Origin of the sequence: Thermoleophilum album (assembly GCF_900108055.1) — a bacterium.
GTDB classification, from domain to species: domain Bacteria; phylum Actinomycetota; class Thermoleophilia; order Solirubrobacterales; family Thermoleophilaceae; genus Thermoleophilum; species Thermoleophilum album.
Genome location: NZ_FNWJ01000002.1, coordinates 862,156 through 882,885, shown reverse-complemented (window position 1 = coordinate 882,885; position 20,730 = coordinate 862,156). Strand labels below are relative to the sequence as shown.

General features: G+C 71.7%; 17 protein-coding genes. 5 read left to right on the top strand and 12 right to left on the bottom strand.

What is annotated here, in order from left to right:
• Positions 1–5 precede the first annotated feature (5 nt).
• Together BLW41_RS11010 and BLW41_RS10295 are read right to left on the bottom strand one after the other, a co-directional pair.
• Positions 6–2,162: a hydrolase CocE/NonD family protein gene (locus BLW41_RS11010; RefSeq protein ID WP_093118782.1), complete on the bottom strand. Its 2,157-nt coding sequence runs from the start codon at positions 2,160–2,162 to the stop codon at positions 6–8.
• Positions 2,132–2,521, bottom strand: coding sequence for an alpha/beta hydrolase family protein (locus BLW41_RS10295; RefSeq protein ID WP_093118780.1), 390 nt, complete (start codon positions 2,519–2,521; stop codon positions 2,132–2,134). Before BLW41_RS10295 ends, BLW41_RS11010 begins: the two co-directional genes overlap by 31 nt.
• 161 nt (positions 2,522–2,682) lie before the next feature.
• Here BLW41_RS10295 and BLW41_RS10290 point away from each other — a divergent pair, with 161 nt between their 5' ends.
• Positions 2,683–4,047: an FAD-binding oxidoreductase gene (locus BLW41_RS10290; protein ID WP_218138380.1), complete on the top strand. Its 1,365-nt coding sequence runs from the start codon at positions 2,683–2,685 to the stop codon at positions 4,045–4,047.
• On the opposite strand, the gene BLW41_RS10285 is transcribed toward BLW41_RS10290, so the two are convergent.
• The 3 genes from BLW41_RS10285 to BLW41_RS10270 form a co-directional block, all read right to left on the bottom strand.
• Positions 3,989–5,557 (bottom strand): glycosyltransferase family 39 protein, encoded by a 1,569-nt coding sequence (locus BLW41_RS10285; protein WP_177169478.1) that lies wholly within the window; start codon positions 5,555–5,557, stop codon positions 3,989–3,991. The two genes, BLW41_RS10290 and BLW41_RS10285, sit on opposite strands and share 59 nt — an antisense overlap.
• 57 nt (positions 5,558–5,614) lie before the next feature.
• Positions 5,615–6,340 (bottom strand): polysaccharide deacetylase family protein, encoded by a 726-nt coding sequence (locus BLW41_RS10280; protein WP_093118774.1) that lies wholly within the window; start codon positions 6,338–6,340, stop codon positions 5,615–5,617.
• Between the two features lie 732 nt (positions 6,341–7,072).
• Positions 7,073–9,004 (bottom strand): MGDG synthase family glycosyltransferase, encoded by a 1,932-nt coding sequence (locus BLW41_RS10270; protein ID WP_177169477.1) that lies wholly within the window; start codon positions 9,002–9,004, stop codon positions 7,073–7,075.
• A 236-nt stretch (positions 9,005–9,240) separates the two neighbouring features.
• On the opposite strand from BLW41_RS10270, the gene BLW41_RS10265 reads away from it, so the two are divergent.
• The 4 genes from BLW41_RS10265 (at position 9,241) to BLW41_RS11125 (ending at position 12,642) form a co-directional block, all read left to right on the top strand.
• Positions 9,241–9,474, top strand: a complete 234-nt coding sequence (locus BLW41_RS10265) for a hypothetical protein (protein ID WP_093118768.1) — start codon at positions 9,241–9,243, stop codon at positions 9,472–9,474.
• Between the two features lie 106 nt (positions 9,475–9,580).
• On the top strand, positions 9,581–10,318 hold the full coding sequence (locus tag BLW41_RS10260) for a response regulator transcription factor (protein ID WP_093118766.1): 738 nt from the start codon (positions 9,581–9,583) through the stop codon (positions 10,316–10,318).
• Entirely contained in the window at positions 10,318–11,652 is a 1,335-nt protein-coding gene (locus BLW41_RS10255; protein ID WP_093118764.1) for an ATP-binding protein, read from the top strand. Before BLW41_RS10260 ends, BLW41_RS10255 begins: the two co-directional genes overlap by 1 nt.
• Positions 11,653–12,123: 471 nt before the next feature.
• Complete coding sequence (locus tag BLW41_RS11125) at positions 12,124–12,642, top strand: YncE family protein (protein ID WP_218138379.1); 519 nt, start codon at positions 12,124–12,126, stop codon at positions 12,640–12,642.
• A gap of 41 nt (positions 12,643–12,683) precedes the next feature.
• Here BLW41_RS11125 and BLW41_RS10245 read toward each other — a convergent pair whose 3' ends face one another.
• The 7 genes from BLW41_RS10245 to BLW41_RS10215 form a co-directional block, all read right to left on the bottom strand.
• Positions 12,684–13,418: a glutathione S-transferase family protein gene (locus tag BLW41_RS10245; protein ID WP_093118762.1), complete on the bottom strand. Its 735-nt coding sequence runs from the start codon at positions 13,416–13,418 to the stop codon at positions 12,684–12,686.
• An 84-nt stretch (positions 13,419–13,502) separates the two neighbouring features.
• Positions 13,503–14,909 (bottom strand): alpha/beta fold hydrolase, encoded by a 1,407-nt coding sequence (locus BLW41_RS10240; RefSeq protein ID WP_093118760.1) that lies wholly within the window; start codon positions 14,907–14,909, stop codon positions 13,503–13,505.
• Between the two features lie 207 nt (positions 14,910–15,116).
• On the bottom strand, positions 15,117–16,670 hold the full coding sequence (locus tag BLW41_RS10235; protein WP_093118758.1) for a Kelch repeat-containing protein: 1,554 nt from the start codon (positions 16,668–16,670) through the stop codon (positions 15,117–15,119).
• Positions 16,667–17,155 carry a hypothetical protein gene (locus BLW41_RS10230; RefSeq protein ID WP_093118756.1) on the bottom strand — a complete coding sequence of 163 codons (489 nt, stop codon included), beginning with the start codon at positions 17,153–17,155 and terminating at the stop codon, positions 16,667–16,669. The genes BLW41_RS10235 and BLW41_RS10230 overlap by 4 nt, the downstream gene beginning before the upstream one ends.
• Before the next feature lie 21 nt (positions 17,156–17,176).
• Positions 17,177–18,025, bottom strand: coding sequence for a hypothetical protein (locus tag BLW41_RS10225; RefSeq protein ID WP_143038702.1), 849 nt, complete (start codon positions 18,023–18,025; stop codon positions 17,177–17,179).
• A 5-nt stretch (positions 18,026–18,030) separates the two neighbouring features.
• On the bottom strand, positions 18,031–18,618 hold the full coding sequence (locus BLW41_RS10220; RefSeq protein ID WP_093118752.1) for a hypothetical protein: 588 nt from the start codon (positions 18,616–18,618) through the stop codon (positions 18,031–18,033).
• Between the two features lie 9 nt (positions 18,619–18,627).
• Entirely contained in the window at positions 18,628–20,349 is a 1,722-nt protein-coding gene (locus BLW41_RS10215) for a hypothetical protein (protein WP_093118750.1), read from the bottom strand.
• Positions 20,350–20,730: the final 381 nt, after the last annotated feature.

The window sequence follows — 20,730 nt, the reverse complement described above, 5'->3', positions numbered from 1 at the left end:
GGCGCTTACCGGCGGCTGCTGAGCGCGGGGGCGATCGCGCCGCGGTCGCCAACGACGATTGCCACTACCCGACCCCGTCGCAATACGGCGTAGATCGAAGCGCGTGTGGAGAGTCGCGCAAGGCGCGTCCCGAAGGGTCCCGAGCGGGCCCGCTTGAGAAGCACGGGCGGTGCTTTTGCGCCCGGCGCGAGCGCGCCGTAACGGTGACCGGGAGCGCTCGTCACCACCGCTCGCACGCGGTCGCGACGATCGAAAGCGACGGTCACGAGCGACCGTGTGCCGCGCACGCACCAGCGCGCCAGACGCCCACGCTGGTCCGCCGGCTGACCGATCGCCCGCACCAGCTCGCCGAGCGTGGCGCCGAGCCGGAAGCGGCCGACGCTGCGCCCGTTGACGCGAGCGCGCGGCGCCACGCATGCCGGGGCCTGTGCGCGAGCGGTGCGCTCGGCGCGCGGCCGACCGCCCGGTGCGGGGTTCGGTGGGCGCTTGTTTTCACCGGGGTTCGGGTTGTCCGCGGTCTGGCCCGGGGGCTGCCCCCCGGGCGGACCGCCCGGCTGCTCGCCCACAGGTCCGCCACCACCGCCGCTCGGCGGGCTGCCCGCGCCGCCAGCCGGACCGCCAGACGCCGGCGGGGTGCAGGGATCCGGGGAAGCGGCGAGCGCCGCGAAGTCGCGGGCCAGCGTTTGTCCGGGCGGTAGGAGCTTCGCCGCAGGCGCCAGGATCACTCGGCAGTCGGGACGCTCGAGCACCGGCAGGCGCAGCTCGAGCTTCGAGATCGTGATCGTGAACGGCGCGTTCGAGGGCCGACCGTAAGGAGCGTCGCGAGGCAGCAGCTCGAGCTTCGGTACGTGCCCGGGAGCGAAGCGCCAGACGTTGCCGTGCAGCTGGAACACCTGGCGTCCCGAGGGATCCGGGCGGTACAGCGCGCGGGCGACCAGCGTCGAACTGCCGTTGGGGGCGACGTCGAGCAACCGCGCGGCGAGCTGCGCCCCCGGCACCGGCGATTCGATATCGGCGATCACGGTCGGCGATCCGGCGAGCGTGTAACCGTCGCCCGCGACCGTCGGGAGGCGGTAGTTAACAGTCGTCGGGTCATCGTCGGCTGGCACCGTCGCGCAGGCGCCCTTCCCGGCGATCGGGTCGAAGGTTGCTGCGCGCGTCGGGTCGCCGCCGACCGACGCCAACGTTCGCGCCGCCTCGTCGTGGAACCGCACCTCGCCGCGCGCTAGCTGCGCCCAACTGTCGGCGTGGATCGCGACCGGCGCGGCGGAACTCGCGCCGCAGGTCTGTGGCACCACGTCAACGCCGGCGCGCGGCTCCGAGCCCTCCCCCTTCAGGAAGTAATCGAAGAACTCGCGCTGCCGGGCGCGCAGCAGGGCGACCTCGGCGGGCTTGTTCTGGCCCCGCGCGTGCCCGTAGTCGAGGAAGAAGAGGGAGATCCAGGCGTCGGGGTGGCGTGTTCGCGCGCGGTTGTAGAAGCGCAGCGCTTCGTCGATCGGGAAGAGATCGTCGGTGAAGCCGTTCGAAATCAGCAGCGGCGCCGGCGGCTCGGAGTCATCGATCGTGTAGGAGGAGTGGTGCTTGCGAACCTCCTCGAGAATCTCCGGCACGCGCGGGTTCGCGTCGTACGGGTCGCCGAGGTTGAGGAGGGCGAACCACGTGACGATGTCGGCCTCGGGGTTGCTGCCCGGCGGTGCGTACTGACCGTTCGCCAGGCCGAGCGCGAACAGGCCACTGACGTACGACTGCTTCATCACGCCGACCGGTTGGCCGTACTGAGCGTCGGTGACGTAGTCGAGGGTGCGACCGTTCGGCACCAGCGAATAGGCGAGGTCGCTCCACGGGATCTCGGGCGCGGCGGCGGCGATTCGCAGCGGCTTTCCCTGCGGGCTGCGCCAGGGCATGTACGACCCGTCGAGGCGCATGACGCGGTCGCGCAGGGCCGCCAACGCCATCGACGCGCCGCCGCCGTAAGAGACGCCGGTTACACCGATCCGCTGGGGATCGATGAGACCGACGCCGGGCGCCGTTTCCTGGTCGGCGAGCAGCCCCGCCAGGTACTGCGCGTCGCGAACCTCGTAGCGGGTGTCCATCAGCCGGATGTAGCCCTGGGCGCAGGCGGCGGCTTGCGTCAGGCGCGCCTGGGCGCGCGCGCGCCGCACGACTCGCCGAAGCCGCGGAAGGTGAAGGTCAGCACCGTGTAGCCGCGCTCCGCCCAGGGACGCAGCGCGTCGACCGACAGCTTCTGCCCGCCCCAGCCGTGCATCATGATCAGCAGCGGGTAGTTGCCGTCGGTGCCGCCCGTCGGCTCAGCCGGTAGGGCGACCGTCACGTCCAAGGGCACGCCGTCGAAGGTGGGAACCAGATTCGAGGAGCTGCCGTTGCAGACGCGGATCGTTCCGCTCGCGGTGCACGCGACGCGACCTCCGAAGACGGAGTCGACCCGTGCGTACGCTGACCCAGCGGTCAGAGCCCATGCGGCGAGCACGGCACAGAAGAGGAAAAACCGGATGACGCGCATCCGCGCGCCGCTCACTGTCGGTCGGTTCATACCCCTGCCCTCGTCGCGCCGAGCCGCGCCGGCCCGGTCGCTCGTACCCCGAAAACCAAGATACGCGACCGGCGGCGCGCATGCGTAGGTCGCCGACGGCGAGCGCGCGGGGGCGGGCGGGCGGTCCGCTCGTGGCCGCTTTGGCGGCGGCGGTCGGCTCGTCACACGTGATCAGCGACCCCGCCCGCCTCGCGTCGTTCGAGTGCGATTGGACCGGCCGCTTCCGGGGGCGGGCGGCAGCGGCGGTGGTGCCCGCCGACGCCGAGCAAGTAGCAGCGGTGGTGCGCGTCGCCGCAGAGCATGGGGTCGGCGTCGTGCCGCAAGGCGGCAACACCGGTCTCGTCGGCGGGTCGATCGCCCGCCACGGCGAGGTGGTGGTGTCGCTGAAGCGGCTTCGTGGACGCGGCGAGGTCGATCGGGCGAGCGGCAGCGTCCGGGTCGGCGCGGGCCTGACGCTGGCCGAGCTCGACGCGCTGGCCCGCCCGCACCGGCTCGCCGCCGGTCTCGACCTGGCTGCCCGCGACTCGGCGACAGTGGGCGGCCTCGTCGCTTGCGACGCGGGCGGCCACAGTGCTCTCCGTTACGGCACCGCGCGGGCCCGTGTGCGGGGCCTCGAGGTAGTGCTCGCCGACGGTTCGCTGGTCGAGCTCGCGCCGCGAGCTCCGAAGGACAACGCCGGTTACCGCTTGGCGCCTTTGGTGGTGGGAAGCGAGGGAACGCTGGCGATCATCACCGCCGTCACCTGGGAGTTGGTGCGCCGTCCACGCCGTCGCGCCACCGCCCTGCTCGCGCTCGACGGTCTGGCGCGAGCGGTCGAGCTAGCGCTCGCGCTCAAAGAGCGGGTCCCCGCGCTCGAGGCGCTCGAGTTCATGTGCTCGTCGTCGCTGGCACTGGTTGCCGAGCGCCTGGCGCTGGCGCCGCCCGAGCCTCTGCGATCAGCGCTCCGCGACGGCGGTGTGGTGCTGCTATGCGAGGCGGGTGGGGACGCCGCCGAGGTCGACCAGTTGGCGGCGTTCCTGCGCGCCGGCGGGGCGCCTGAGCACACCGTGCTCGCCACCGACGAGAGGCAGCGCAGGCGCCTCTGGCGGTTCCGCGAGGCGGTGCCGGAGGCGCTGGCACGCACCGGCGTGCCACACAAACTGGACGTCGCCGTGCCGCCGTCGCGACTGGCCGAGTTCGACCAGCGCTTGCGCGCGCTCGTCGGCGAGCGCTTCGGCGCGGGCACGCGCGTTTTCTGTTTCGGTCATCTCGCTGACGGCAACGTCCATGTGAACGTGCTCGGGCCGCCGCCGGAGGCAGAGGAGGTGGACGCAGCGGTGCTCGCCCTGGCGGCCGCGTGTGGGGGCACGATCAGCGGCGAGCACGGCATCGGCACCGCCAAGGCGCGTTACCTGAGTCTGGTGCGCAGCGAGCGCGAGATCGCGTTGATGCGAGCGGTCAAGCGCGCCTTCGATCCGCGCGGTCTTTTGAACCCGGGTGTGATTTTCGCCCGTTGACGGCGCCGCGTTGCCAGAAGGCACCGTTCGGACCGGGCGGGGCGAGGACCCGCAGCGCCTCCTGCGCCGAAACCTCGACGCCGCGTCGGGTCGGAAGCAGGCGCTCGTAGACGAGCCCGTGCGCGCTGCGCACGAGCGCCGGCCGGAAGCCCGCCGGCTGGCGCCGCGGTAGCGGTGCGCGGGGGAGGTTGCAGAGCGCTCCCCACCAGCAGCCGTCACCGCCGCTTCCGCGCGGCACGATCAGATCGATTTCGCGGTAGGCGACGCGCCCGGCAGGGGCGCGTCGCAGCTGGGGGAGGTAGATGCGCAGCGGCAGTAGGTGCGGGTAAGCGGGTACCACCACCAGCTGGGGACGGTCTCCGGAAGCAACGAAGTGGGCCGCCTCGCGCCAGTCGGGGCGGCGCAACCACGGGTGGCTGCCGATCCGCGCGGTGAGCAGCCCGCTCAGCGCACACCAGACGGCCAGTGCCGCGACCGCCGCGCGCCGCGCGCGGCCCGTCGCGCTGAGCGCCGCCAGAGCAGCGGGGACCGCCAGTAGTGGCCAGCTGCCGAGGAGGTTGCGGGTCAGCACACGGTCAAGCCCGAGCGGCGCGAGCACCAGCGAGCTCGCGATGCCCGCCAACGCGAGCAAAGCGACGGTGCGCGCGCGGGGGTCGAGGTCGCGCGGCGGACGCAGCGCGACGGCGCCGACGCCGCCCCAAAAAAGCAGCAGCGCTAGCAGTGCCGGCACCAGCGGTGGCTTGAAGCCCGCCGCGAAGTGGACCAAGGCGTGCCAGGCACGTTCCGTTAGCGGCGACTCGGTTATCCAGTCGGTGCGTCGCGAGCCGAGCTGGGCGAGCGCCAACGGGGCGAGCGCCAGACCGCTCGCCGCCGGCAGCGCGAGCGCTCGCCAGGCGCCGCGCCAGCGCAGCCGAGCGAGCAGCAGGACGAGCTGGGGGCCGATCACGAAGACCGCGAAGTAGTGCGTGGCAAGAGCGGCCGCAGCCGTCGCCCCGTACCACCAAAGGCCTCGACTGCTCGGTTCGCGCAGCGCGCGGGCGAAAAGCAGCGTGGCGAGAGCGCACCAGAGAGCGAACAGCGCGTAGGCGCGGGCCTCGCTTGCGTACCACGCCAGCAAGGGGGAGCTCGCGCCGACCAAGGCGCAGGTCGCCGCCGCGGCGCGCTCGCGGCCCGCCGGAGCGAGCTCCCGGCCGAGCAGGTAGAGCACGTAGACGGTGCCGAGGCCGGCCACGAGGGAGAGCGACCGCAGAGCAACCTCTCCGCCCCCGAAGAGCTGAACCCAAAGCCACGCGATCGCGTAGTAGAGGGGCGGCGTCGACTCCGTCGCGGGGATCAGCTCGAGCGCGTGCAGGGGACGCTGCGCCACGATGTAGGCGGTGTACGACTCGTCGTACCAGAAGCTCTCGCCCAGCGCCCCTAGACGCAGCAGCAGAGCAAACGCAAGGAGGGCGAGAAGGACCACGCGCGGGTCGCTCGCAGCGCGTGGGCGGCGAACAGCGGCGGCGCTCACGGCTGCCCGCAGGTGGCTTCCCCAGGTGCTTGCCCCTACCCCTTGTGCGGCCATATCTCAGTCGGGTAGCGCGATCGGCTCGAGGCCGCGGGCCTCGAGCATGTCGAGGACTGACGGCAGTGCCCCGACGGTCGCCCGCCACGACCCGGGCGCCGCGTAGGCGTCGGAGTCGTGCAGCAGAAGCACGTCGCCAGCTCGTAACCCCGCGGTTAGTCGCTGCGCGACGGTCGCCGCCGTGGCCTGAGCCTCCCAATCCCGACCCCAGCGCCGCCAAAGCCAGACCGTCCAGCCCTGTTCGGCGGCCGTTTCAAGGGCCGTACGGTTGAGGACGCCGTACGGCGGCCGGTAGTGCCGCAGGCGCGTGGCGATGAGGTCCTCGAGCACCGCCGCGCCCCGCAGCAGGTCGTTGCGGGTCGCGCGGCGTCCCAGCCGCAGCAGGTTGCGATGGCGCAAGCCGTGCAGGGCCACGCGGTGGCCGGCTTCGACGATCTCGCGCACGAGGTGGGGGTAGCGCTGCGCCTGCTCGGCGACCAGAAAGAAGGTCGCAGGCGCCGACCGCTCGGCGAGCGTGGCGAGAACCGCAGGCGTCGCCAGCGGGTGTGGACCGTCGTCGAAGGTGAGCGCTACGCGGCCGCCCGGCACCGTGTCGACCACACCCAGTTGGTGTCGCAGCGCGGCCAAGGGGGCGGCCAGCGCTGGAGCGGCGTGGTAAAGCCAGGCGGTCGCCCCGGCGACGCTCAAGGCCAGCGCGATGCCGTGGGATCGGTGCGCTCTACGCTCCATCGCAGTGATGCATCAGCTCGAGGGTGTGCTGCTGGCGGCGCTCGCCGCCGTCTTCTACAACGCCGGCGCTGTTCCGCAAGCCGCGGAGGTTCGCAAAGAACCGGTCGAACTTTCGCTGCGGCCATCGCTTTTGGTGCGCCTTGCCAAACGCCCCGGTTGGCTTCTGGCGACGGCGTTGGTGACGGCGGGGTGGCCGCTCAACGCACTCGCCCTGGCGCTGGCGCCGCTGTCGGTGGTGCAGCCAGTGCTCGCGCTCGGGCTTTTGGTGCTGCTGTGGGCCGGCCACCGGCGCCTCGGCGAGGCGGTCGGCGTGAGCGAGGTCCTGGCGGTTCTCGGCTTGGTCGTCGGCGTTGCCCTGCTGGCCGCCAGTTCTCCGGGGGAGGAACCGCGCTTCGTGCACTACGCTCCGTTCGAGCTGTCGGTCGGTATCGGGACGCTCGCGCTGTTGACCGTGCTGCCGCTGCTCGTGCGTCGACCCGCTACGGCGCTCGCTCCCTTCGCCGCGGGCGCCGGTTTCGCGCTTTCGGCGATCACCACGAAGTTGATGAGCGACCGTCTGGCCGCCGGCGCCTTGCTTGCCGGTGGCGTCTACGCGCTCGCGACCGGCGTCGCCTCGCTGCTCGCGACGTTGGCCGAGATGAGCGCTTTCCAGGAGCGCCCGGCGTCGCGCGTTTGCCCCACGGTGTTCGCGACGCAGGCGGCTGTCCCTGTTGTCTTCGGGGTAACGGTGCTTCACGAGCGTTCGGCCGCGCAGGGACCCGGCGTGGCTGTCCTGGTCGCGGGGCTCGCGATCCTCGTGTGTGCGGTCGTGACGCTCGCGCGGCTACCCACCCTGGCGGCGGTGGTGGATGCGACGAGCGGCGCGTGCAAGGAGCCCTCGACCCCGAGCCGCGAAAGCGCCGTTGCGAGCTCCGCGAGCGTCGCCGGCGAGCCGTCGTGAAGCTTCAAGACGACGATCCGGTGGGAGCGGCGCGCGGCGCGCGTACGCCGGTTGAGCAGGTGCGCGAGCGCCCGCGGGCTACGTAGTCCGGTTAGATCGATCTCGACGGCACCGGCGAACGGCTTCCCGCCGACCGAGCGCGCCAGCAGGTAGTGCACGGGCGCGACGCTGTGACCAGTCACCAGCACTCCGAAGCCGCGTCGCAGTCCCAGCCGGCGGGCAGCCCGGGCGAGCGCTCGCCGCTCGTGGAGCAGGCTTAGGGAGGAGCGCGCGTGGAGGGTTGGGACCAGGCTGATGTGCTCGCTGTGCAGGCGTGCGACGTCGGCCGTGTTCGGCACCCCGTCGACCGCGACCGACAGTGCTCCGCAGTGCGCGCTCAGCAAGCGGCCGAGCGGAGCGAGCGCGGTGCGTGGCGCCTCGACCACCGTGGGTGTAATCGGACTGCGCGCGGCGACGGCCACCGTGGGCCGCAGCGCCGGCACGCGATCGGTCGCCCAGCGCGCGTCATCGGTCGTCAAAAGCCAGGCGGCGAGCGCCGCGGAGATCGCCACGGAGGTGGCCGCCCGCGCGGCCGCGAGCCGCCAGAGTGGCAACGGCCGCACGCGCGGTGTCAGTTGTGCGAGCAGCGCGGGCGCTTCGTCGGCGGCGGCTAGCGGGGGAGCCGCTGGGCGGGCGTCGGTCGTCAGCATCCGTGCGAGCGTGTCGGCGAGCTCGGCTCGCGTCGAACACACCGTCGCGAGGCCCAGCGCGGAGAGCGTCCGGTTGTGGATACGGATGTGCGCGAAGTCCGCGCCGAAGGTGACGAGGGGGGTGCCGCAGGCAATCGCCTCGAGCGAAGTCACGCCGCCGGTGGAGTGCACCACGACATCGGCCGCGCGCAGCAGGTCGCGCATGCGGCGGGTGTAGCCGAGCACGCGGAGGCGCTCCTCCCGCGCGAAGCGAGCCGCGAGGCGCGCACGCAGTTGCTCGTTGCGTCCGCAGACGCACACCACGTACGCGCGATCGAGCGAGAGAGCGGCGCAGACAGCCCCCTCGAGGTCGCCGACGCCCCATCCGCCGCCGGAGACGACGACCAGCGGTCGCTCCTGGGGCAGCTCGAGTTCGGCACGCAGACGCGAGCGATCGACGCGCTCGAAAAGCTCCGGAGCGACCAGTGGTCGGACGACGCGAGCGCCACCCGGACCGGTGATCCGCTCGACCGCGCGCAGGCCCACCTCGTGACAAACGAGGTGCAGGTCGACGCCGCGGTGCGCCCAGATCTCCCAGTCGGCGAAGTCGGTGATCGCCGCGCAAACCGGCACCTCGAGACGTCGCCGGCGCCGCATCTCGCCGAGCGCGGCGGTCAACGCGGGATGGGTCGAAACCACGACCTCCGCGCGCTCCTGGGCAATGAGCGCCGCAAGGCGTCGGCGACCGAGCAAGTAGAGCAGCCGCGCGCCGAGCGCACGGGCCCCCGGCACGTGCATGAACAGCGCGTAGAGGATCGGGAACGTCCACGGTGCGTACCGCAGCTGCACGCGGTAGCCCTCGCGGATGACGAACGCTGCGATCCGCCCGAAGCAGCGCAAACCGTCGCGGTGTACGAGGTCCGGCCCGCCCCACGCCTGCGCTTGGGCGACCAGGGCACGTGCGCTCGCGAGGTGACCCTCGCCGACATCCGCAGACAGCACCAGCGCCGTACGGCGCTGGGGCGCGGCGGGTGATTGTCGGCGTCGATCGCTCACTTTGCTGGGCGGCAGCCACCGGCGGCGAGGTGGTTCCGCACGGGCTGCGGCTGGGCTTGTGTGCGCCGCACGGCCTGCCCGCAAGCTACGGACGCGAGCTGAACAAAACCTGAATCGCGCCGGCGGTCAGTGCTCAGGTCGGAATCAGCCTCAGCCGTCACCGTCGATGTCGGGCCGCGACAGGCGGCTCTCAGGTCGCAGTCGACGGAACATCGGCAAGTGAAAGGAGCAGGTTCATGAAGCACGCCAAGCAACGGCTGCGCAAGCTCACGATCGGAACGGTGGCGCTCGCTCTGCTGGCTGGCGGAGTAGCGCCCGGTGGCGCGGTCGCCGCAACTGCGCCCAGCAAGAACGCCTCGCCGCGGTCGACCGTCAAGCACAACAACGGCCGTCGGGTGCGTCGTCACCACCGCCGGCGGGTGCGTCGCTACTACCGCCGCGCGGTCGGCAAGACCCGCCGGGGCGTCTGAGAGCAGCGCCGAGCGCAGCTTGCGCAGGCGGTAAGGAGTCCTCCTGCGTCCAGTCGGGGCCGGCCCGCGGGCCGGCCCCGACGCGCTCTCACTACGTTGAAGCGCGATGTCGGTTGGGAACGTCGGTACGAGCGAGGTCGCAGCACCGCTGTTGGTGGTCGCCGAGGACGACCGCGTGCTGCGCGAAGTGCTCGTGCGCACCCTCAAGGAGGAGGGGATGCGCGTGCTGGCGACCGCTACCGGCCAAGGAGCGCTGGAGTTCGCGGAGGCGGTCGGGCCGGACCTCTTCGTGATCGACATCGGCCTGCCCGACTCCGACGGCCGCGACGTCTGTCAGGCGCTGCGCGCGCGCGGCATCGCAGCGCCCGTGCTGTTTCTCACGGCCCGCGATGCCTTGCCTGATCGGCTCGGCGGCTTTGCCGCCGGTGGCGACGACTACGTCACGAAGCCCTTCGATCTCGAGGAGCTGGTCGCGCGGATCCGCGCCTTGTTGCGCCGGGCTTCGACGCCGCAGCGATTGGTTACCGCCGACCTCGAGCTTGATCCCACGGAGTTCACGATCAGCCGCGGCTCGGTCTGCGAGCGGCTCACGCCCACCGAGTTCCGCTTGGCTGGCGTGCTGTTCACGCGTGCCGGCCGTACGACGACCCGCGAGGAGCTCGTCCGAGCGGCGTGGCCGGCGGGCGCGATCGTCCGCGACAACACCCTCGAGGTCTACGTTGCTCGGCTGCGGCGCAAGCTCCAGCGGCTCGGCAGCCGTGCGAGGATCGACACCGTGCGGGGGATCGGCTATCGACTAGAGAGCGACGAGGAGGCTCAGGGAGTCGAAACTTCCGACGCCTGATGCGCCCCTTGACGCTGCGTACGCGCCTCACTCTCGCGCTGCTGACGGGCGCGATCGTCGGGCTCACCGTGTTGACCGCCGCCTTCAACCTGGTGTTCAGCGTCACGCTCAACCGCGACGCCACGGCGCTCGCCCGTGAGCGCGCGAGTTCCCTGGCCGACCTTGCCGCCTCCGAGCTCGCTTCGGGCGAGCGCTTGCGGCCGGAGACGCGCGCCGGTGTCGGTCAACCGGGGTGGATCTTCGCCAACGGTCGCGAGCTGGTGCGCCCGCGCGCGGCGCCGGTCGACGAGCAGGCGGCCCGCCAGCTGGCGAGGAGCGGTCGTTCGACGATCAAGGTCTCGACAATCAACGTGCTTTTGGCGGCCGAGCCGATCCGCGTCGGGAAGCGCGCGGTCGGGCGGGCGGTGGCAGTCGTCTCGCTCGACCCATATGAGCGAGTGCGGGAGGAGACGCTCGTCGGTTCGATCCTCTTCTCGCTGCTCTTGGTGGCCGCGATCACCGCCGCTGGTCGCTACCTGATCGCGGCGGCGTTGCGCCCGGTAGCGCGGATGACCGACCGCGCCGCGGAGTGGTCGGAGCGCGACCTGGAGCGGCGCTTCGCGCTCGGGGAGCCGCGCGACGAGCTGACCCGTCTGGCGGCTACGCTCGACCGTCTGCTCGACCGTTTGGTGCAGAGCCTGCGTCGCGAACAACGGTTTTCGGCAGAGCTCGCGCACGAGCTGCGCACGCCGCTGGCGGGGATGATCGCCCAGGCCCAACTAGCGCTGCGCGGCCAGCGGGAAGCCGATAGTTACCGGCGGGCGCTGGCCGACGTGCTCGAGTCAGCACGCCGAATGAGCGCCTGCTTGGATGCGCTGCTGACGGCCGAACGCGCCGAGACGTCGCTCAAGCACGGCCGCAGCGAGCTCGGCGAGTGCGCGGCCGCGGTGGCCGAGTCGCACCGTCCGCTGGCGGCTCGCGCCGGCGTTGACATCGAGGTCGAGCCGGCACCTGAACGAGTGCTGGTAGCCGCCGAACCGGAGCTCGTGGAGCGGGCGCTCAGCCCGCTCGTCGAAAACGGCTGCCGCTACGGCCGTCGCCGGGTGCGGGTGATCGTGCGGGGCGGCAGCGAACAAGCGACGGTGGCGGTTGTAGACGACGGCGACGGCGTCGCGCCCGACGAGGTCGAAGCGGTTTTCGAACCGGGTCGACGCGGTTCGCAGGCGGACACCGATCACGGCGGTGCCGGCCTCGGCTTGGCCCTCGCACGCCGCTTGGCACGGGCTGCGGGAGGCGACGTGGTTGCCCGTCCGGGTCCGCCAGGACGCTTCGAGTTGCGACTCCCGCGCGCATGAAGGAGGTGGAGGTGAACTCGAGCTACCGATCGGCTGCAGCTCTCCTGCTGTTCGCTGCCGGGCTTGCGGCGTGTGGGTCGTCGAACGGCGCGCGACCCGCACAGGCGCCGCAACGATCGCTCGGAGACCCGGTTGCCGCGGTCACCGGGCGCGCCGACGGGTCTCCTCGGGGGCCTCGTCGACTGAACGTTTACGCGCACACCGGGGCGCGCATGTTGGCGCCCGCGGTGCGACACGATCGGCGGCTCGTGTACGTGCCGAACTCGCGCAGCAACACCGTCGACGTGATCGACCAGCGGAGCTTTCAGATGGTCGCTCGGTTCCCGGTCCCGGCCGAGCCGCAGCACGTCGTTCCCGCGTGGAATCTGCGCCGCCTATGGGTCGCGAGCGACGTCGGCAACGCGCTTGTGCCGATCGAATTTCACCGCCGACGGTCGGCGCGGCCTCGCCTCGTGCGAATTCAGCGGTCGCATGGTGGCGTTCGACGCGGTGCGTCCCCGTGTGCTCGGCTACCTCACGCTGCGGCCGGGGGCGATGCCGCAGGACGTGCGACTCTCGCCGGACGGCACCCGCTTCTTTGTCGCCGACATGGCCTCGGACGGTGTCTGGGTGATCGACGCCCGGCGCCTGCGCAAGATCGGTTTCGTTCGCACTGGGCGCGGCGCGCACGGCATCTACCCGAGTCGCGATGCGCGGGTGCTGTACGTCTCGAACCGCGGCGAGGGCTCGATCTCGGTGTTGTCGGCGGCGACCGGCCGCCCGCTTAAGAAGTGGTGGCTGCCGGGCGGGGGTAGCCCCGACATGGGCGGCCTCTCAGTCGACGGTCGCCTGCTTTGGCTGTCCGGTCGCTACCACGGCGTGGTCTACGTGATCGACACCCGCAGTGGACGTCTGGTCCACCGGATTCGCGTCGGCTCGGGACCGCACGGCCTCTGCGTTTGGCCGCAGCCCGGCCGCTTCTCGCTCGGTCACACCGGCAACATGCGTTAGCGGTGGTGCCCGCGGGCGCTAGGCGGTCTTGCCGGCCGACGCTACTTGGCGGCGCCCGCGGGTAGCCACTCTTCGGGCACGCGCACCGGCGCTTGCGCCGGCTCGCCGACGACGCGCCGCGCCAGTTCGGCCGCCGGCCGCTCGTCGATCATCGGTCGCAGCTGCGGGAAGCGCATCAGCGCGTGCACGGTGGTGGCGATCTGGAAGTCAGCGGCGTTGGGCGTGTCGCCGCCGATCACCCCCTCCGCTATGTAGCGATCGACGCGGTCGAGCATCTCCGGTAGGTGCTCGAGGTCCTGGCGAACGCGCTCGTCGGTGGCGCCGACGAGCGCTGCGAAACGCCGCGCCAGGGGCGCGGTCGCCCGTGCTTGCAAGTTCGCGAGCGGCATCTTCGATTCGCGGGCGAGCGCCGCGCGGGCGTCCGCGTCGCGTGCCAGCACCCACCGGAAGATGCGACGCGGCACCGGCTGGAACTCGCGCTCGCCCCAAGCTTCGGCCTCTTCGACACGCGCACGCGCGTTGGTGTCGGTCGGGAAGAGCTTGCCGGGGAAGAGCTCGTCGAGGGCGCGACTGATGGCCGTCGTTCCTTGGATCTTGCGCCCGTTGAGGATCATCGCGGGCACGGTGCCGCGCCGAAAACCGCGAGCGCGCAGGACCGGCGGATGGAGTCCGGGCGGCAGTTCGACCACCCGATGTTCGAGCCCCACGTGCCGCAGCATCAACTTCGCTGCGAGCGCCGGATGCGAGGGCGGTATCGAGAACAGCGTCGCCTGCATGGGCGCAGCCTAGACGCTCGGGGGACTGGTGACAGCCCCCACCGCTCCCCGCCGGCGCGCGGCCGCCGGCGCCTCGCGGGCACGTCAGCGGGCGATCTTGCGTAGGAACGGCACGAGCCGGGCGAGGAAGTCGTTGCGCGGGTAGGCGCCTGCGGGGTCGTTGTGTGCGTAGGTGCCTTGCCGGTTCACCAGCACGACGTTGCCGGCGGGGATGCCCGCTTGCCGAGCCAGCTGGCGGGCAGCGTCGGTGACGAGACGGCCGCCGGCCGCCCCGAAGGCGTAGATCCGCAGCCGTTTCGGGAGCTTCTTGCCCGCGGTGGCGCGCACGTCGAAGACGCGCTGAGCGGGATTCGGGGTGCCGTTGCCCACCGCCGCCGCGTCGATCGTCAGCCGCAGCGGGTGGTACCAGGCGGTGCCGTCGAGGCCTTGGAAGTCGATCCCCGAGAACATCCGTGCGTAGCGGCGGATCGGCGTGATCTCGCCCGCTTGCAACCAACCTCGAGGATCACCGCTCGGCGCCAGTTTGCCGATGTGCGCCTGGGCCGCCCAGAGCGCCGACGGGGAGGTCTCGGTGTCCAGCGCGTAGCCGTATTGCGCCAAATTGGTGGGCCGCACCGGCGGCTTGAGGAAGCTCGGCAGGCCCGGCCAGTCGTACGCCAGCGAGGGTTCGTTCGGATACAACAGCGCCGCCAGCGAGCCGGCGGTGTTGAAGAGCCCGGCGTAGGGGGCGGGGATCCCGCCGAAGCTGAGCCACGGCGACTGACCGGCGAGTTGTGCTAGTCGCTCCCGTGCTTGCTGCTCGGACGGGGGCTCGCCGAGCCGTCCACCGTCGATGTAGATGAGGCCATCGAGCAGGCGCGCGCCGGGGCGGCCATGGAAGTTCCAGGTCGCGTAGGCGGTGGTGATGGTGCCGCCCAGCGAGTGCCCGCCGAGCACCACGTGCCGCGCATGCCGCTTGGCGCGCAGGATCACCCGGTGCAAGTCTTCGATCTCGGTGCGCATCCCCCAGTTGCGCGCGAAGGCGACCTCGCCGTCAGGGATCACGCGGATGTGCCGCGTGACCGAGGGGTTGGTCAACCAGCGCAGGTAGTAGTCGAAAACCTGCTGGTCGCTCACCTTGCGGCGCTTCGCAAGGTTGAACATGGAGTGGTCTTCGAGCAAGTTCTCGCGCCGCTCGACGGCCCAAACTTGCCACCCCGGCAGTTGCCGGACGATGTCCTCGGCGAGTGGCACGAAGTAGGTCGAGCTGGCCGAGGTTCCCGGCACCAGCACGAGCACGTTGCGTGCCCGGGGGGAACCGACCTCGAGCACCCCAACACGGTCGAAGCGCGCCGGTGTTGATGGTTCGTCGAAGCCCTTGATGCGCGTGAATCGCTCGGGTGGACGTGCCGCGGCGGAAGCTGCGCCTGCGAGCACGACCGCTGAAGCGGCGAGGATGGTCGCTGCCAGACGGGGAAGCGAACGACGGAAGCGATCTCCTCGCTTGGACATCCGAGGACCCTCCTGTTGCGGTGGTGCGTAGGGGAAGGGGGACGCCGCTCCCGGGGCGAGCGTTTGAGGCGCTGCTCCCGGGACGAGCGTTTGAGGGACCTTATTCACGGCTCAGTCGGACTTCAAGGCGCGACCCGGCTGCGGTGTGGTGCAGCCGGCGGCGCGTCTGGTCACACAGCCGGCCACAGCGAACCGCGCCCCGGTTGCTCAGCGAGTGATCGCAAGCCGCACGCTCGCCTCGCGGCCAGCGTGACGCACCCTCAGCTCGTAACGTCCCGGCGCTAACGCGCGACCACGGCGGGCAAGCGGCAGCTTGTGCAGCCGGCGACCGACGCCATCGCGCACCCGCAAGCGCAGCACCAGCCGGCGTAGCTCGCACGGGCCAGTGAGGTTCGGGCAACGTCCCCGGGGCGGCTTGCGGATCGCGAGCAGGTCGATCGTCGTCGGTCCTGCACTGCCGCTCCAGTAGCGGATCGCGACGGTGCGGCCGGCGTGCGCTCGGCGCGGCGCGACAAGTTCCGCGAGCCGGGCGGTTGCGAGCGGATCGAAGAGCTCGCTGTCGCGCAGCAGCTGGCCGCTCGCGCGCTGGCCACCGGCCAACAGCACGCGTCCGTCGGCGAGCGCCGCAACGATGCCCCGCGCGCGCGGCCTTGGGCGCTCGGGCACGACCGTCCAGCGGTTGCGCTGCGGGTCGTAGATCTCGGCTTCTGGGAGGTCTCCGTCGTTGCTGAATCCGCCCACGACCAATACCCGCCCGTCGCTCAGCCGTGTTGCTTGCGCGTAGCCACGCGCGTGCAGCATCGGCGCGGCTTCGCGCCAGCTGAGCGTGCGCGGATCGAAGATCTCGGCGCTGCGCAGGAAGCCGGTTGCGAAGGTGCCGCCGCCCGCGACCAGAACACGTCCGTCGCGCAGCAACACGGCGATGTGGTTGACGCGCGGCGTCGCGGTCGGTGCGACGACTTCGCTGCGGCCGCTGCGCGGATCAACGAGCTCAGCCGAGAACAGCGGCGTGTCGCGATCGGTGCGCTCGCCCCCGACCACCAGCACGCGGCCATCCGGCAGCACCGTCGCCGTATGGTGGTAGCGGCCGTTCTCAAGCGCCATCAGCGGCTGCCAGGCCGCCGCTCCGACGGTCAAGGCGTCGACTGTCGTGAGGGCTGGTGTCGAGCGTGTGAGCCCGCCGGTTATGACCACCGCCGGTGCACCCGACGGCCCGTTTGGGACCAGCACCGCTGCGTGGTTCGCCCGCGGACCCGGTAAAGCCGGTGCTAGTCCGAAGTGGCCGGCCGCAGGGTCGAAGCGTTCGCAACTGTTGAGGTAACCGGCCTGCGGCCCGGCGACCGAGGAGCCCCCGCAGACCAGCGCGCCGCCGTCCGGCAGCGCCGTGACGGTGTGCGCGAAGCGCCCCACGGCAAGCCGACCGGTCGGCAACCAGCGCCGCGAGCGGGGCTCGAAAAGTGCGGCCGTGGCGGTTCCGCCGCCCTCGGAGAAGCCGCCCGCTACCAAAACGCGGCCGTCGGCCAGCACCGCCGCCTCGGTGAGCATCACCGGCCGCGGCAGCGGCGCCGTCGTGAAGAAAGCGCCACGCGGCACGGAAGCGGCGTACCCGGGCCCGGCGAACGCGCCGAGCCAAGTGAGCGCTGCCGTCAACACTGCCGAGAGCAGCTTCGCGCACGCCCCGCGGCTTGCGCTCCACCGCCAGGAAAACGGCAGTAGCGCCACGAGAGTCGCGCGCGTCGCGTTCGCGTCCACCGTCGTCACCGCCGGTAAGGCAGCAGTTCGAACGGCACTAGCGTCCGCTTACGGAGCGAGAAATCGTCAGCGACGTTACCCAGACGATCGCGCGCGCGGATCCGCAACACCCAGGTGCCCGCGAAGATCCTGGCGCTCCGAGGGATTGTGAACGACCAGCGCCCCTTGCGCACTTCGGCCCGGAACCAGACGGGTCGCGCGCACGAGCGAACCTTGAATCCACGTTTCCCGTCGTACCAGGCGCATAGTGGCGCCCCGGCCTGCTGGCGGAAGCCGGCGGTCGCTACGAGGTGCATGGCGAGCTCGACCGCGCGCACGCCCGATCGATCGATCGCGGTTCCGGTGAGGCGAGCACCCACGCGGCCCATCCGGAGTCGTCCGCCGGGGCGTGGAGTAGTGACCGCCACGGTCGGCGGCTCACCATCGATTACGAGCACTCGCACAGTGTCCGACGACGCCCGCAGACCAAGGGCGTCGATCACCGTCACCCGCACGCGGTAGGTACCGGGCCGCCGCTACGCGTGGATCGCGCGTGGCTGGTAGGTGGTGTCGGCCGTGCCGTCGCCCCATTCGAAGCGGTAGATCACGATGCGTGCGGCCGCGGCGCGCGAACCGCCGGCGTCGAACCGCAGTGCGCGTCCTTGGCGCGCGGTGCGCGAACCAATGATGCGCAGCGTCGCTTCGGGTGGTCGCAAGAGCACGCTGCCAGCGGGGCCGCCACCGTTACCGGCGCCACCGCTACCGGTACCGCTCGAACCGGTACCGCCGCCGACCCCGCCGAGATTAGGTGGTGCAGGCGGCGCCACGAACCACGAGTAGCGGGCGGGTGTCGGGTCGACATTGCCGGCGCGGTCGATCGCCCGTGCCTCGAAGGTGTGCAGCCCGTAGTCGACAGTGCGCGTGACCGTCGCGTCGCAGGCGCTGAACGATTGCCCTTCCAAACGGCACTCGAAGCGCACCCCTTGTTCATTGGAGCGCAGCTCGAAGCGCGCTTCGCGAGACTCCCCGTAGGCCGGCGGCGTCGCGCCGAACGACGTCTCGGGTGGTTGCGTATCGATCGTCCAGCGCCAGGAGACCGGTCCGTCGGTGAAGAGCCCTTGATCCTTGATCGTGAACACGTGCTCGCCGTCGGGCAGCCCACGCAAGGTTGTTGTCGGGGGCTGGCAGTCCACGCGCGTGCCGTCGATCCGGCACTCGTGACCAAGCACGAGGCCGCCTCCGGACCGCCACTCGAAGGTGGCGTCGGGGGAGTTAGAGAAGGGCGGTGGCCCGCTGATGAAGCTCGCCGCCAGGGCGTTTCCAGGCGTCGCCAAGGCGGCGGCTAAAACGACGGCAGCGGCGAGTCCCTTCGCCTTCGCCGGCATTGTCATCACCTCAGGCGGAAGGTGGCGAGGACGCGACGCAGCTCACGAATCCTTGGCTGCGGCGCGGAGCTGCGCGTGAACGCCTCGATCAGGTAGCGGTCACGCCGGCCGCGGGCGCTGATCACCAGCGCCCGCAGCCGCTGGCCGCGTGTGGTGCGCAGCGCGACCTCGACGGCGACGGCCGGTAACCCGGCGATTCGCAACAGCGCCTCGGCGCTCGGGCGCGCCGCGGCGTAGCGACGCCGCAGCTCACGCACCGCTGCCGCTAGCTGATCGCCGCGGGCGCGCGTTGCCGCGACCGCCACGAGCACGGTCCGATCGGGCGCGAAGGCGCTGACCACCCCGTCCCGCTCGGTCGTGCGCCAAGCCCCCGGTACGAACGCCTGGCGCGCCGCTCCCGGCAGCCGCAGCGCCTTCCAGCCGGGCGGCGGCGGTGCCGGCGCGTAGGAGATGCGCGGGGCCTGGCTCGCCTGCTCGTTGCCGCCGGAGTCGATCAGCAGCGCGACGGCTGCGGTGGCCATCGTGGCCACCGCAGCCGCGATCACGACCGCCCTTACCGAGGGGCGCGGCAACTGCACGGCGAGCGCCCGCATGACCCTCCGCTAGCTGGCCGGTACGAGTCGCCGCAGGGCGAGTCCACCGGTCAGCGTCAGCAGACCCGCTGCCGCGATCAACGCGACTTCGAGACCGGTGAACGGCAGCTCCTTGCCGGCGATCCGCGCTCGCGCCGGCCGGACCGGACGCCGCTCCACTGCCGGCACCGCCTGGGGCCGCTCACCGAGCTCGGGCACCTGTTCGGCGACCGGCGTCGGGGTCGGCAGCGACTGCGGCGACTGCGGCGACTGGATCTGCTGCGCTTGCTGCTGGCTGGGCGGAGCGCTCGCCACCGCCACCGGTGCCGCCTTGGACTCCGCCTGGGCCAGCGCCAGCCGCACCAGCCCGGCCTGCGGAGCTGCGCCGATCAGCTGCCCGACGATCTGACCGAGCACCGGCACTTCGGCGAACGGGTTCTGGGTCTGCCCGCCGAGCAGCGTCACCGCCAATGCCTCGCGGACGCCGTACGGTGACGCCGCCTGCGCGCCGTTCGAGTCGTTGGCGTGGCAGGTCAGCGTGAGCAGCGGCGGCAGCCCCGCCTGGGCGTTGGGTGTGCCTTGCAGGCAACCGCGCACGTCGCCGAGCAGTGCGGTCAGCAGGTCGGTGAGCGGATTCGGCTGCGAGCCGCCACCGCCGCCCGAGCCGCCCTGGATCGTCTGCACTAGCTGCGTGCAGCCCTGGCTGAGGCTCGGGCCGAGCAGCGGTATCTGGCTTGCCTGCTGGCACAGCTGGTTGAGCTGACCGGGGTCGATCGGTAGCTGCTGGCCGCCGCCTCCGCCCCCGCTGATCGCGCCGAGCAACTGCCCGAGCACGCCGTCGAGCTGCTGTACGAGGTCGCCAGCGGGAGTGTTGATCTTGGCGACTGTTGACTGGTTGCCTTGCTCCTGCGTCCCATCAGCGCACGAGCGCGAGCGACTGAGCGAGGAGAGACCTTCGACCGAGAGCTGCCCACCAAGGCCGATGCTCGCCAGACGCGACGAACCCTCGGCGGTCTCGCAGCCGGTGGTGCGATCGGCGCTGAGCGACGCCTGCGACTCGGCGAGCCCGAGGTCGAGCACCGGTGCGCCCTGCACCCCGACTTTGGCGCGCGCGAGAGCGAACTCGTTGCGCGAGCCGTTGGCGTCGGAGCTCGAATCGACCTTCGCTACCTGGAGGCAGATGAGACCCATGCTTTGCTGGCAGACCTGGTCGAGCAGGTTCTTCTGCACCGGGTCGAGGGGCCCGGAACGGGACTCGCCCTGCTTGGTCGAAACGCCGACGATCTCGTTGCCGAAGAGCGCGAGCACGGTCACGTGCCCGCGGTAGCTCCCGTCTTCGGCGCGGTCCGCTCGCGAGCGCCCGACGACGACTTCCTCGCCGTTGGCCGTGCCGGTCGGATCACCGGCGAACGGTCGGTCCGGCTTCGGTTGGAGATCGAGCGACAGGACAGTGCCCTGCGCGTGCGGGTTGGTGCCGTGGAGCGGCGGCGGTGTCGCGCCGGCCGTGGGCGCCTGCGCGGGCTGCGCCGGCGTCACGATCCGTTGCTGGGCGGTCCGCGGCAGCTCGCTCGCCGAGGGCGCCGGCTTCGCCGGCTGCGCCGAGGAGCGGCCCGGCAGACCGAGGTTCAAACCGTCGAAGCTGCTCGCACTGGCGCTGGTGGCGCCGGCCAGCGCGGCCGCCGCGATCGCGATCGCCGCATAGGCGTAAGCAGCCGCACGCTGGCGCCGTGGTCGCGCATGTTTCCCAGGCATCCGCTAAGTCCTCCCTTCGCCGGCACCTTCCGGGTGCCGACGCTCGCCTTTCCAATTTGACCCCTGCCGTAAAGGCGGCTTGCGAACGATGGTAACCGCGAACCGTCGCTCGCGCCAGCCGATACCCGAGCGCTCGCCGCGCCACCGCCCGCGCGATCAGCGGCGCAGCTAGCGGCGCCACTAGCGGCGCAGCTCGCGCGGATCCTTCCTACCATCGAGATTGATGGGCGGCAGGGAGGCGCGCCGGGTGTTTGCGATCGCCATCGGGTGGCGCTCGCGTTCTCGCGAACGGCGATTCAGGCAAGCCGGATCGCATGCTCTGGAGCAGGCCCGCGACCATGCTCGAGCGCAGTTACTCAGAGCACGCATCGGGGCCCTTTC

Coding starts and splice junctions, on each gene's coding strand:
- BLW41_RS10240 (WP_093118760.1), bottom strand. CDS start 14,909: ATGTCCAAGCGAGGAGATCGCTTCCGTCGTTCGCTTCCCCGTCTGGCA.
- BLW41_RS10255 (WP_093118764.1), top strand. CDS start 10,318: ATGCGCCCCTTGACGCTGCGTACGCGCCTCACTCTCGCGCTGCTGACG.
- BLW41_RS10280 (WP_093118774.1), bottom strand. CDS start 6,340: ATGGAGCGTAGAGCGCACCGATCCCACGGCATCGCGCTGGCCTTGAGC.
- BLW41_RS10260 (WP_093118766.1), top strand. CDS start 9,581: ATGTCGGTTGGGAACGTCGGTACGAGCGAGGTCGCAGCACCGCTGTTG.
- BLW41_RS10295 (WP_093118780.1), bottom strand. CDS start 2,521: ATGCGCGTCATCCGGTTTTTCCTCTTCTGTGCCGTGCTCGCCGCATGG.
- BLW41_RS11125 (WP_218138379.1), top strand. CDS start 12,124: ATGGTGGCGTTCGACGCGGTGCGTCCCCGTGTGCTCGGCTACCTCACG.
- BLW41_RS10245 (WP_093118762.1), bottom strand. CDS start 13,418: ATGCAGGCGACGCTGTTCTCGATACCGCCCTCGCATCCGGCGCTCGCA.
- BLW41_RS10215 (WP_093118750.1), bottom strand. CDS start 20,349: ATGCCTGGGAAACATGCGCGACCACGGCGCCAGCGTGCGGCTGCTTAC.
- BLW41_RS10265 (WP_093118768.1), top strand. CDS start 9,241: ATGAAGCACGCCAAGCAACGGCTGCGCAAGCTCACGATCGGAACGGTG.
- BLW41_RS10220 (WP_093118752.1), bottom strand. CDS start 18,618: ATGCGGGCGCTCGCCGTGCAGTTGCCGCGCCCCTCGGTAAGGGCGGTC.
- BLW41_RS10225 (WP_143038702.1), bottom strand. CDS start 18,025: ATGCCGGCGAAGGCGAAGGGACTCGCCGCTGCCGTCGTTTTAGCCGCC.